Here is a 12,664-nt window from a genome sequence, read left to right as displayed (position 1 = left end):
TTTATGTCAAACATGAAAACCGTTCTTGTTACCATAATAGCCGCCGTTGCAATGGCAGGTTGTAACTCATCGTCAAACACTAAATCTGTTCCGCAAGACAGTGTTAATACTGCTGCCGACACATCCTGGACAGTGCTATTTGATGGTAAAACAACTAACGGCTGGCATACCTACGGCAAAACAGAACCCGGTAAGGCCTGGAAAGCTGAAGATGGCGTTTTACATCTTGATGCGCGGCAAAAAGCCGACTGGCAAACCAAAGATGGCGGTGACCTGCTGACGAACGACGAATATGAAAATTATGAGTTTACTACGGAATGGAAGATATCCAAAGCAGGAAATAGCGGCATCATTTTTAACGTTAAAGAAGACCCTAAAAAGTACGAGTACTGCTGGTACACCGGGATAGAAACACAGGTGGCCGACAATCAGTTTAACGAAGACGGCCAGATACCAAAACACCGCACAGGTGATCTTTATGATCTCATCTCCATTTCAAAGGATGTAGCCAAGCCATATGACCAATGGAACAAAACTACCATCATCCTGAAGGATGGCGTGGTTAATATTTTACTAAACAACGAGCAGGTACTTAGCACAAAGCTTTGGACCGACGATTGGAAGAAGCTAGTTGCCTTAAGTAAATTTAAAGAGTGGCCAGACTTCGGAACCTTTCACAAAGGCCATATTGCCTTACAGGATCACGGCGCTGATGTTTGGTACCGGAATATCAAGATAAGAAAACTATAAGCAACAGACTTAGAAGAGTGTTTCCGTGGTGAAATTACGCTTGTAATTTCGATATTAGCCATCACATGAAAACACTTTTCCGCTTTGCCCTTCTATTTACTTTATCCTTATCGTTGTTGTCTGTGGCTAAAGCAGCACAGCCGGTAAATTTACGCTGCGAGTACCTGGTAAACCCGCTGGGTATAGATGCAACACATCCGCGGTTCACCTGGATGCTGAACGACAGCCGACAGGGGGCAAAACAAACTGCATACAAACTAACAGTGGGTACAGATTCTCTGGCAGTGTTATCAGGCAAAGGCAATAAGTGGACAACAAGTAAAGTGCCGTCGCCGGCAATCCTGGTAAGCTATAAAGGCAGCGAACTGCAGCCTTACACAAAATATTATTGGAAGGTAGAAACATGGGATGAAAATGGTGTTAAAGCGGCGCCATCTTCCATTGCCAGTTTTGAGACAGGCGTTATGCAGATGGACAACTGGAAGGGCACCTGGATAAGCGACGAGCAGGGCTATAATGTTAAGCCTGCGCCTTATTTCCGTACTACATTCGGCACCGGTAAAAAGGTAAAATCGGCAAGGGCATATATTGCCGCCGCAGGCTTGTTTGAGCTTTCTTTAAATGGGGAAAAGGTAGGTAACCACCGGTTAGATCCTATGTACACGCGGTTTGACAGACGCACGCTTTACGTAACTTTCGATGTAACCAAGCAAATATTAGCCGGAAAAAATGCAATCGGCGTAGTATTAGGCAACGGCTGGTACAACCACCAGAGCACCGCCGTATGGGACTTCCACTTAGCATCATGGCGCGCACGGCCTACGTTTTGCCTGGACCTTCGAATTATTTATGAAGATGGCAGCATCGAAACCATCAGCAGTAATGAACATTGGAAAACAGCGCTGAGCCCGGTAACGCTGAATAGCATTTACACTGCTGAACATTACGACGCACGCATGGAGCAAGCCGGCTGGAATACCATAAATTTTGACGACACTAAGTGGAAGCCTGCTTTTGCGCGGCCAACTCCTTCGCAAAACATCGTGGCTCAGCAGGTGGTGCCTATAAGAGCCGTGGAAACTATTCCATCAAAATCTGTAACAAAGCTGGACGATGGTAATTATGTGTTTGACATCGGGCGTAATATCTCCGGTGTCAGCAAGATAAAGGTTAAAGGTAAAGCAGGAACAATTATCCATCTTAAGCATGGCGAACGCCTGTACAAGAACGGCCACGTCGATCTTTCGAACATTGATATTCACTACCGCCCGACCGACGATAAAGATCCGTTCCAGGTAGATGAATTAATACTAAGCGGCAAGGGCGAAGAAAGCTTTATGCCTAGGTTTAACTATAAAGGCTTTCAGTACGTTGAGGTTAGCAGCAGCGAACCTGTAGAGCTTACCAAAGAAAGCCTTACCGGCTACTTTATGCACAGCGATGTGTCGCCCGTGGGTAATGTAAGTAGTGCAAATCCTATTATTGACAAAATATGGTACGCAACCAACAACAGCTATTTAAGTAACCTCTTCGGCTATCCTACTGATTGCCCCCAGCGAGAGAAGAACGGCTGGACAGGTGACGCTCACATCGCTATAGAAACTGGTTTATACAGTTTTGACGCCATAACTGTATATGAAAAATGGATGGCCGATCACCGCGACGAGCAACAGCCCAACGGGGTATTACCATCTATAATTCCGACGGCTGGCTGGGGCTACGAGTGGGGCAACGGACCTGACTGGACCAGCACTGTGGCACTTATCCCATGGAATATCTATATGTTCTATGGTGATACAAAGATCCTGGCCGACAATTACGACAACATCCGCAGGTATGTAAACCATATTAATGACCTATATCCTACTGGCCTTACTAGCTGGGGACTGGGTGACTGGGTTCCGGTAAAGTCGGTATCGCCGGTGGAGATGACCTCTACCGCTTACTACTACGCAGACGTAACCATACTTGCGCGCATTGCAAAACTGCTGGGCAAAACGGCAGATGCTGACAAATACAACCAGCTAGGCTTGAAAATTAAGACCGCTTTTAACAACAAGTACCTTAACCGGGAAACCGCAATGTACAACAAAGGCCTACAGACAGAACTTAGTGTTCCGCTGTATTGGGGCCTGGTTCCCGACGACTTTAAAGCCCGTGTAGCAGACAACCTGGCTAAGCGGGTTGAAGCCGACAACTTCCATCTGGACGTGGGTATACTTGGAGGCAAAGCCATCCTGAATGCTTTAAGTGATAACGGGCATGCAGACGTAGCGTACAAAATAGCTTCACAGGAAACGTATCCGTCATGGGGTTGGTGGATGGTGAACGGTGCTACTACGCTTTACGAGAACTGGAAGATAGATGCCAAGTCTGACATCTCTTTAAACCACATTATGTTTGGCGGTATTGGAGCCTGGCTTTACAAAGGTATAGCTGGTATCGTACCTGACGAACGGCAGCCCGGCTTTAAGAACGTGATATTACAGCCAAACTTCGTACCCGGCCTGGCGCATTTCGAGGCGGAGCATACGGGGCCGTACGGTAAAATCATGTCCTCCTGGAAACGAAATGCTAATGATGTTACCTACACTGTTACCGTTCCTGCAAACTCAACCGGCGAGGTGCGTTTCCCTGAAGGAACAAAAGGGTACCTGAACGGCAAGGCTGTCGCAAAAATCTATCAAATAACAGCAGGTAATTACCAGTTTACTGTAAGATAAACATATATACTTCACAAGCAGCAAAAAACGTTTTAGCTTTGTATTAACATGAAAACAAGGCACGAAATAGCAGGTCTGGACGACATCAAACTGCTGGTTGATACATTTTACCAGCGGATACAGGCAGATGAACTGCTCGGCCCAATATTCAACGAGCGAATACAAGACCGATGGCCAATACACCTGGAGAAGATGTACCGCTTTTGGCAAACTGTGTTACTTGAAGAATATACTTACGGCGGTCGCCCGTTTCCACCTCATGCTCAACTGCCGGTTGATCACGAACATTTTGCAACGTGGCTGGCGCTGTTTACAGCTACCGTTGATGAGCTATTTACAGGTGATAAGGCAGATGAAGCTAGGTGGCGAGCCGGAAAAATGGCGGAGATGTTTGAGCATAAGATTGCCTATATTAAACAGAACAAGTTCAATATTCAATAGGGTAACCAATCCATTCGTACCAATTGGTTAGCGTAAAATCATACTTTATGGTTTCGCCAAGCACTTCGCTGGTAACTACTTTCCACTGTTTTAACTCAGGCACAAACTGCGGCAACTCCAACCCGGCTTTCCGCGCCGCTTGGGTATAATAAATAAACTTTGCAGGATGATGCGGTGTACAGGCATTAATCGTACACCCGAACACATCTTGCGTCAGGATTGCCTTTGTTATACCGATACAATCGTCCAGATGGATCAAGTTTACAGGAGCTAACCCATTGGGGACATCTTTCTTTCCGGCAAAGAACCTGCCCGGATCCCGGCCAGGACCAACTAGTCCACCAAATCTGATGATGGTAGTTTTAAACGCTTCTTTATCAGTAAACAACTGCTCGGCGGCAAGCAGAATTACGCCCGATGGTGTGTCGGGTTGAGGGTTGGACGTTTCGGTTACAGTTTTATTCAGGTCGGCATATACGCCTGTCGAACTAATGAATATCACCTTTTCAACTCCAAAGCGTTCTGCTGCGACTGCCACCTTTTGCAGCTTTGTAACATAACCGTCACCTTCCCCCTTCCTGGTTTTAGGGGGGATGGAAATGACGAGTACATCGCAACTGAAAAACTCACCCGGGAGTTCGGCATCTAACCCTGTATCTATCAGGAAAGCAGTCATGCCCGCTTCAGTAAGCATTGCTACTTTGTCGGCAGAAGTGGTGGAACCCTTAACGGACATACCCTCCGAAATAAGTTGCTTAGCGAGTGCTAAACCGTACCATCCGCAGCCCAGAATACTTATTGTCATAACGGCGAAGATAATAAGCCCTTAGCAATGTTTCGGTGCTGATATAACGTTGGCATCAAATCAAACAATATTATATTTGTGCATGGATACACCTCAATCTTTACCGGTACTGAACGACGCTGAACTACGAGTGCTGGGCTCGCTGATGGAAAAAAGCAAAACCACGCCCGACTACTACCCTATGACGCTGAACAGCCTTACCGCGGCGTGCAACCAAAAGTCGTCACGCAAGCCGGTGGCTGAGTACAGCGAGAGCGAGGTGACCATTGCGCTAGACACGCTGAAAAGAAAGGGACTGATTTCCACTGCAACGGGCGGCAGCAGCCGCGTCATAAAGTACAAGCACAACTTTGCTATTGTGTTCCCTGTTGTTCCGGCAGAAGTATCCATATTGTGCCTGCTGATATTGCGCGGACCATTAACGCCCGGCGAGATCAACTCTAATTCGGGACGTTTATATGAATTTGAAAACCTCGACGAAGTTCAGTCCATATTGGAAAAACTTGCCAGTGGTGATGTGCCTTATGTGGAGCAAATGCCAAAACGCCCCGGCCAAAAAGAAGTTAGATACCGGCATCTGCTGGGCGGCACCGTTCCGGAGGATGACGCGATAGATGAACCAGTTCGTCGTGGAAGTACTGATCTGGAAAGCCGCTTGAGCAAAGTGGAAAACGAATTGGCCGAGTTAAAGGAAGCTTTTGATAAGTTGATGAAAGAGCTAAGCTGAATTCAACTGGCTTAACTTTGTTCGTGCAGTTCATCACTGCCGATGCGTTTTTCTATTCGCCGGTCTGGTATAAACCAGATACAGGCAACCACTACATATAGTGCAAAAGCAATCCACGATTGCCAAAAGGATACGGCTACAGATATCACATAAATAGCCACCGATACTTTTCCTTTAAAATCGTTACCCAAGGCACGAGCAAGCAGCGAATGCTCTCCGTGTCGCCTGATAAGCACCTGCACCAGTATGCTGTAAGCAACTGCGCACATAATAAGCACAAAGCCATAGCAGATCACCGGCCATTGCGCAAAATGGTTCTCGCCCATCCAACCAGTAACAAAAGGGATAAGTGAAAGCCAGAACAGCAGGTTCAGATTTGCCCACATTACTGCACCATTAACAGATTTTACCGCCTGGAACATGTGGTGATGATTGTTCCAATAGATGCCTACATATATAAAGCTTAGCAAATAACTTACAAAAACCGGCAGCAAAGGGCGCAGACCTTCTATAGTTGCATCATGCGGAACCTTTAGTTCCAGAACCATAATGGTGATAATAATCGCTATAACTCCGTCGCTAAAAGCCTCTATACGCCCTTTACCCATATTTTAAATCTATCTCGCCGCAAATGCTTTGTACCGTTCCATTGCCTCTACAAAGTAGTAATCAGCATAGGTTAGTGGTACATCCACCTCGGTACCGGCAGGAAAATGGCCTACACTGTGCTGCAGAATAAAGCCGCCGTTCGTACCTGGCTTTGCTTTGTATTGCGGTGAAGATAATGATTTAAGGATAATTTCAGCGGTATTGAAGTATTTCCTGCCGTCTTGTTTGTCGGTATACCTGGCAAGCTCCAGTAACGCCGAGGCCAGGATAGCGCCGGCAGAAGCATCCCGGAGTGCATTTGGAATGTTGGTTGCGTTGAAGTCCCAGTAAGGGATCTTATCAGCTGGCATATTCGGATTGTTAAGGATGAACCCGGCAATGCGGTTGGCCTCATCCAAGTACTTTTCATCCTTTGTTTCGCGGTACATTACAGTAAAACCATACAGGCCCCATGCCTGTCCCCTCGCCCATGCAGATTCATTTGCAAAGCCTTGTGCAGTTTTCTTCTCTTTTACAGCACCTGTTTGCGCATCGTAGTTGATAACATGATAAGAGCTGTAGTCCGGGCGGTAGTGGTTCTTCATGGTGGTATTGGCATGAGTAACGGCTATCTTGTAAAAACTCGAGTCACCTGTCTCGCGCGTCGCCCAAAACAGCAGCTCAAGGTTCATCATATTATCAATGATCACCAGGAAATCCGACGGTTTGGAGTCCCACGATTTAATGCAGCCAACGGCAGGGCTAAAGCGGGTAGACAGGCTTTTAGCACTATTTAGTAATATTTGCTTGTACTGGGGGTTTGGCGCTAACCTGTTGGCGTTGCCAAAGCTGCAGTACATCATAAAACCAAGGTCGTGCGTGTGCGTGTTGTATTGCTCCTTTTCCAGCAGCTTTAATATTCTGTCTGCCTCAGTTTTAAGGGCAACGTCATGGGTTTGTTCATAAAGTTCCAACAGGGTGCCCGGGTAAAAACCGCTGCACCACCAGCCAGAGTTACTTGTTTCCGCCTTGCCTGTAGCAGGGTAAAAAGTTTTTGGGAACTGTTCCTGCGGCAATTGCGCAGACATGTACTTGTACTGGGATACGGATAGCTTTATATTATTCCCTAGGGTGTCCAGCAATGCCTTCTGTGGCTTAAATGTATTTCTTTGCTGAGCAAACAACGAACAGGACATAAAAACTCCGACTGCTATCAAGCTGTGTTTAAAATACTTCATCAGCTATGGCTTACAGGTCAGAATATTCCGTCGGATGCAGGAAGATGATATCTGCCTTAGATACATTATGCTGGTACTCTGGCCTTGAAGACAAGTTCTTCCATTCTGCATCGTTAGAGAACCCTTCCCAATGTTTATCACGATCAGCTTTGTTCTCAAAAGTGGTCATATACATCAGGTTAGGCATACGGCTTCCGGCCAGCACACCGGCGTAAAAAACAGCATTAAACTTTAAACGATTAAAAAGCACCGTCTCCCCTCCTGCGTTAAACATCTGTACCTTGTTCTTATAAAAGGCTTCGGTAGGGCCCTCATAGCTACGCAGTTCGTAAACCCTCTCTGCTTTGGGCGACTTTAATTGCGGAACTGTTGTATCCGGCCATTTTTCAAAGGCTTTCAGCAAAATGTCTTCAAAACGGGTATATGGTGTGGCGTTGTAAGCAGCGTTCAAATAATCTTTAGCCGCCAACAGGTACTGTTTATCTTTTTCCAATTCGGCATCTGCCTCAACAGCTTTTTTCAGGTTGTCGTAAGTAAGCAGCACGTATACTCGTTTGTCGGTATCCTGTTCCATTGTTTTAAAAACACCAACAGGCGAAGTGGTTTGCCGGTGAAGAGCTGGCAGGTAAGCATCTTTAAGGTAGTTATCAATAAGTTTCTCCTGTGCAGGAGTTTTAAAGTGATATACTCTTAAACGGTAATAATGTACAGATGCGCTTGCGCTTGACATACTAACAAATGCCAGAAGCAACGCGGCCAACAGGGTAGAAAGTTTTTTCATTGAGGTTATAATGGATGAGGTAAATATAGCTATACAGTGCTAAAAACAACAAATATTAGCATCAGTATCACTACAACGATTTCGTTACACGCTTGTTGGTTTCCATTTCTCCAGGGCGGCCATAATCTCCGGCAATTTAAGTGGTTTACTCAGGTAGTCATCCATCCCGGCTTTAAGGCATTGGTCTTTATCCTCTGCCATTGCATTTGCGGTCATCGCAATTATCACCGGTTGAGCGTCCATGTTCTGCCTGATAAACCGGGTGGCTTCCAGGCCGTCCATTTCGGGCATTTGCACGTCCATTAAAACCATATCGTATTTTTTGTTAACGATAGCGTTCAAACACTCGTGCCCATTCTCAACCATATCCGGCTTGTAGCCAAGTTTGTTCAGAATATATTTTGCAAGCTTTTGGTTAATAGCGTTATCCTCAGCAATGAGGATGTTCATTGGATGCTGTTTAGCAAACTCCTCAGAGAAAGGTGAAGGCACTGATTGTGGCTCCTGCTTAACTCCTTCGCTTAACTTTAGCTGTTCTATAATGTGGCGGTACAATACCTGGTGCTTAGTTGGCTTGGTTAATGATGCATTAAACAAATGTGCGTTCTTCTTGCTTTGCTCGTTCCCCATTGATGTAAGCAGGATTATAGGCAAATCAGCGTCATGCTGCCGTATTTGCTGCGCAAGGTGAATGCCATCCATCTCCGGCATGTTCATATCTGATATTACCAGGTGCACCGGCTCTTCGGACGTAATCTCCTTAAGGGCAGCCTCGCCCGACTCGGCCATTACCGGTACAAAATTCCACTGCCTAAGCTGCTCCTCCAGAATGTCCCGGTTGGTTGAGTTATCGTCTACAACTAAAATGCGCTTATTTTGCACCTGCTCCACATTTAAGTGAACATAGTTGCGCTGCGATGCGGTGCCCGGCTTTGTAAGTATGGTAAACGAAAACGTAGTACCCTTACCTACCTGGCTTTTTACGCTGATATCGCCACCCATCAGATTAACCAGCTTCTCGCTGATGGCCAAACCAAGACCAGTACCCCCATACTTACGGGTTGTACTGGAATCTACCTGGGAGAAAGCTTTGAACAGCCTGTTGAGCTTATTAGCCGGTATACCAATACCGGTATCTCGTATCTCGAACATTAGTTCTAACCGATCATATTTATGGCTCTTTAGCTTAGCGCAAATGAAAATCTCTCCTTTTGCGGTAAACTTAACCGCGTTGCCAACTAAATTAATCAGTATCTGCCTCAAGCGGAGTGAATCGGCAATTATCTGCGCAGGTACGTTATGCTCCACCTGATATACCAGGTCAATATTTGTTCGGGATGCTTTTTCCGCAAAAATATCCAGTACACTTTCAATACAATCGCGGAGGTCGAAATCCTGTTCATCCAGTTCCATATTACCAGATTCAATCTTTGAGAAATCCAGTATATCGTTTATCACGTTCAACAAAGCATCACCGCAGTTCTTAATGGTTTCGGTAAACTCCCGCTGTTCCTCGTTCAGCGGAGTATTAGATAGCAAGGTAGCCATACCCATAACACCATTCATAGGGGTGCGGATCTCGTGGCTCATTGTCGCCAGGAAGATGCTTTTGGCTTTATTGGCTTTCTCGGCCTCTTCCCGTGCTTTTTCCGCCTCTTCACGCAGTATACGCTCGTCCTTGCTCATCTCTTTCAAGCGTTCGGTACGTTCTTCTACCTGCTTTTCAAGAATGGCTTTTTGCGCTTTTATAGCACGCACCCGTAAACGGAACACAGTAATAACACCACCCGCGACAACAAGCACCGCAAACGTTTTAAACCACCAGGTAAGCCAAAACGGCGGCTCGGTAATAATCTGCAATCCGCTAGTGACGGGCGACCAATCACCTGCGCTATTACGATATTTCACCTTGAATGTGTATGTGCCGGCAGGCAAATTGGTATATGTTGCGGAATGGCGCGAGCCCACATAATTCCAATCGTTATCAAAACCTTCAAGAATGTAAGCGTAACTTTTTTTATCTGCAGATGTATAATCAAGCGCAGCAAATTCAAGTGAGATAACTGATTGTTGATGATCTAGCTTAATTGTTTTGGTATCAGCTATGTCCTGCTTTAATGGCGACGGATCATCGGCGCTTTTAGCGGGCACTACCTTTTTGTTAAATATCTGGAAAGACGTGATCACCAGCGGCGAAAACCCCTCGGGCTTTAATATTTGTCTTGGCGAGAAAGCGTTAAAGCCGTTCACTCCACCAAAGTAAAGCCTGCCTGATGCACCTTTGTAGGCCGAATGCGATTTAAACTCATCCTCCTGAAGCCCATCTTCCACCGTGTAATTCTTAAACTTGCGGATAGCGGGATCATAAACCGACAATCCATTATTGGTACTAATCCATATTTTACCGTCATCATCCTCCCGGGCTGCGTAGATGATATCGCTTGGCAAACCATCTTTTTTGGTAAATACAGTAAAATGGTGGCTGATAGGATCAAATAAATTAAGGCCGTTGAAGGTGCTTATCCAGAGCCCGCCTTTATGGTCTTCATAAATGTCGGGTACGTTATTATCGCTCAGGCTGTTCTTTTTAGGATCATGCTGAAAGCGGGCAAATGTACCATCGTTCTTATTAAATAAGTTCAGGCCACCATCAAACGTGCCCACCCAAAGGTTGCCGTGGCTATCCTCCAGTAAGGAATAAATACGGTCGCTGCTTACGCTGGCAGCGTTACTGTTATCATGGTGATAAACAGTCATTTGCCCGGTGCTCTTATTATAATGGTTCAGTCCATCGTTGTAAGTGCCTATCCAGGTAGTTTTATCGCGTGCTTGTATCAACGCGTAGATATTGTTACCGCTCAGGGTACCCGGCTTGCCCCCCTCGCTTTTTATGTTTCTGAAAACGCCTGTTTTTGGGTTAAAAATGCTTACCCCATCCGCCCAGGTCCCCATCCAGAAATCGCCTTCCCAGTCCTGGTTTACTGTAAGTACATAGTTGCCAGTAATGCTGTTCTTGCCGGGTTTCTTTTCATAATGAGTTACCTGGCCAGTTTTAAAGTCGAACTTGTTTACGCCGCCGCCATCGGTACCTGCCCATATATTTTTGTCGGCATCTTCGTAGAGTGATAACACAAAATCATTACTTAAGCTATTAGCCGACGAGTTATGCCTGTAATGCGTAAAGCTCCCCGTACTGCGCTTATACAGGTTAATACCACCGCTAAAAGCGCCCAGCCACATGTTACCGTGGTTATCCTTTAAAATGCTGTAAAGGGTATTGCCGTTGATGCTGTTCTTGTCTATATCATCGTGCAGATAGGTGTAGAACTTACCAGTCTCCGGGTTCAGGATGCGGAGGCCACCGTTCTCGCTGCCTATCCATAGGTTACGGTTCTCGTCCATGTTTAAGCTGTAAATGGTACCCAGCTTAGGGCTGTTAGCGCCGCCATCGTGCGGGTAGCGGGTTACGGCGCCGGTGGCCAGGTCTATACGGTTAAGCCCATTATTTACCAGGCCAACCCACAAACGGGCGCTTTTATCAACATAGAGGCTGGCGATGAAGTTCTCACCGATGGTACCTGCATCTTTAGCATCAAACTTACGCGAGGTAAACCTGCCTGTACGGGTGTCCAGCATGTCTAGCCCGCCGCCGGTAGTGCCTATCCAGAGGCGCTGCGCGTCGTCCATTACAATGTAGCTTACTTTGTTTTCGCTGATGCTTTGCGGGTTGCCGGGCTGGTGCTTGTAGTGCTTGGTAAAGGTGTTGGTTTTGGTGTCGAGGTAGTCCAGGCCGCCCTGGCTGGCCACCCAAACGTTGTTCTTCTCGTCTACAACAAGTTTGTTGAGGATGTTATCCGATAACGACCGCGGGTCTTTATCGTTATGTAAGTACTTGGTAATGGCGCCGGTACGACCGTCGAGTTTATTGAGGCCGATGATGGTAGCTATCCAGATATTACCTGCTTTATCCTCGGCAATGTCCGAAACCATGCTGCTGCTGAGCGATGTTGGGTCCTGCGAATCGTGCTTGTAGCTGGTGAAAGTGTAGCCGTCGTATTTACTGAGGCCGTCGCGGGTGCCTACCCAAATAAAGCCGCGGCTATCCTGTAAAAGGCAACTCACGTTTATCTGCGAAAGCCCTTCCTTTTTGCCCAAGTGCTCAAATTTAAGGCTCTGATCTTGCGCGATTGTAGTTATATAGCTCAGCAGCAGGCATATAAGTAAAACGCCCTTGCAGGTTAATCTGGTGAAATAGGTTCTCAAGAAGTTTAAAAATAATTGGTTCGTACTTATACGGAGGGCGTATAAATAAGTTGAAAAGTACGAAAAAGAAATTGATTTTCAAGCTTCAAGAACTCAAGAGACAAGAATCAAGAGTCAAGACCTTGAAGTGTCCCGCTTTGAGAGCGGGACACCCGGGACACTTTGGGACACCCTACCATTGACTATCAGCTACTTACAGTTTTATTTTTGCAAAAGCGGGACACTTTGGGACACTTTGAAAAATACGTCTAATCTGCAAATCATTAATTATCAAAGTTTTATGTATATCGCTTGCTGTCCCGGCTGACGGTTACCGGGACACCCCGCCGCGGGGCAAATGCGACATAT

The 12,664-nt window shown here is 46.3% G+C and carries 9 protein-coding genes; 4 read left to right on the top strand and 5 right to left on the bottom strand.

All coding sequences use genetic code 11. From position 1 onward, the window contains the following. The first annotated feature begins 12 nt into the window (after window positions 1-12). The 3 genes from AC59GT_RS16825 (at window position 13) to AC59GT_RS16815 (ending at window position 3,914) form a co-directional block, all read left to right on the top strand. On the top strand, window positions 13-750 hold the full coding sequence (locus AC59GT_RS16825; protein WP_497238697.1) for a 3-keto-disaccharide hydrolase: 738 nt from the start codon (window positions 13-15) through the stop codon (window positions 748-750). A 65-nt stretch (window positions 751-815) separates the two neighbouring features. Further along, window positions 816-3,473: an alpha-L-rhamnosidase gene (locus AC59GT_RS16820; protein WP_497238696.1), complete on the top strand. Its 2,658-nt coding sequence runs from the start codon at window positions 816-818 to the stop codon at window positions 3,471-3,473. 48 nt (window positions 3,474-3,521) lie between these two features. After that, entirely contained in the window at window positions 3,522-3,914 is a 393-nt protein-coding gene (locus AC59GT_RS16815; RefSeq protein WP_497238695.1) for a group III truncated hemoglobin, read from the top strand. On the opposite strand, the gene AC59GT_RS16810 is transcribed toward AC59GT_RS16815, so the two are convergent. Next, complete coding sequence (locus AC59GT_RS16810; protein WP_497238694.1) at window positions 3,901-4,719, bottom strand: SDR family oxidoreductase; 819 nt, start codon at window positions 4,717-4,719, stop codon at window positions 3,901-3,903. The two genes, AC59GT_RS16815 and AC59GT_RS16810, sit on opposite strands and share 14 nt — an antisense overlap. 82 nt (window positions 4,720-4,801) lie before the next feature. On the opposite strand from AC59GT_RS16810, the gene AC59GT_RS16805 reads away from it, so the two are divergent. Continuing rightward, window positions 4,802-5,446, top strand: coding sequence for a YceH family protein (locus AC59GT_RS16805; protein ID WP_497238693.1), 645 nt, complete (start codon window positions 4,802-4,804; stop codon window positions 5,444-5,446). Between the two features lie 11 nt (window positions 5,447-5,457). On the opposite strand, the gene AC59GT_RS16800 is transcribed toward AC59GT_RS16805, so the two are convergent. The 4 genes from AC59GT_RS16800 to AC59GT_RS16785 all read right to left on the bottom strand — a co-directional run bounded on the left by AC59GT_RS16800 (window position 5,458) and on the right by AC59GT_RS16785 (window position 12,316). After that, window positions 5,458-6,054: a TMEM175 family protein gene (locus AC59GT_RS16800; RefSeq protein WP_117382291.1), complete on the bottom strand. Its 597-nt coding sequence runs from the start codon at window positions 6,052-6,054 to the stop codon at window positions 5,458-5,460. A 9-nt stretch (window positions 6,055-6,063) separates the two neighbouring features. After that, complete coding sequence (locus AC59GT_RS16795) at window positions 6,064-7,272, bottom strand: glycoside hydrolase family 88 protein (RefSeq protein ID WP_497238692.1); 1,209 nt, start codon at window positions 7,270-7,272, stop codon at window positions 6,064-6,066. Between the two features lie 10 nt (window positions 7,273-7,282). After that, a complete protein-coding gene (locus tag AC59GT_RS16790; protein ID WP_497238691.1) occupies window positions 7,283-8,053 on the bottom strand; it encodes an NIPSNAP family protein in 771 nt (256 codons plus the stop codon). An 84-nt stretch (window positions 8,054-8,137) separates the two neighbouring features. Continuing rightward, window positions 8,138-12,316, bottom strand: a complete 4,179-nt coding sequence (locus tag AC59GT_RS16785; RefSeq protein ID WP_497238690.1) for a response regulator — start codon at window positions 12,314-12,316, stop codon at window positions 8,138-8,140. Window positions 12,317-12,664 lie beyond the last annotated feature (348 nt).

The organism is Mucilaginibacter sp. 320_HR (assembly GCF_059691875.1).
This window is presented reverse-complemented; position numbering and strand designations above follow the sequence as displayed.